A 330-nucleotide genomic window follows, 5' to 3' on the forward strand; every position below is an offset into this window, starting at 1 on the left:
ATCAAGGCAGCTGATCTCAGACTGACAGGTTTCCCCATGGCTTCGCGCGCATACAGCATTCCCAACCTCCTCACTTATGGCCGGATTCTCGCTGTTCCGGTCATTGTCCTTTGCTTTTACGTTGAAGGAAAACTGGAGAGTTCGGATTTTGCGCGCTGGACGGCACTGTGGCTGTTCATCATCGCCTCGCTGACCGATTTCCTCGACGGTTATCTGGCACGCATCTGGAACCAGACGTCGAATATCGGCCGCATGCTGGACCCGATCGCTGACAAGCTGCTGGTCGCATCCGTCCTGCTTCTGATGGCGGCCGACGGCACCATTGCCGGC

At 57.0% G+C, this 330-nt stretch carries 1 protein-coding gene; it reads left to right on the top strand.

Going from position 1 to position 330, the window contains the following annotated elements; genetic code table 11:
* Positions 1 to 36: 36 nt before the first annotated feature.
* Positions 37 to 330 (top strand): CDP-alcohol phosphatidyltransferase family protein (locus tag EN824_RS34010; RefSeq protein ID WP_189522283.1); only part of this gene is annotated, 294 nt, incomplete at its 3' end.

The organism is Mesorhizobium sp. M8A.F.Ca.ET.181.01.1.1, from assembly GCF_004792025.1.
Lineage (GTDB): Bacteria > Pseudomonadota > Alphaproteobacteria > Rhizobiales > Rhizobiaceae > Mesorhizobium.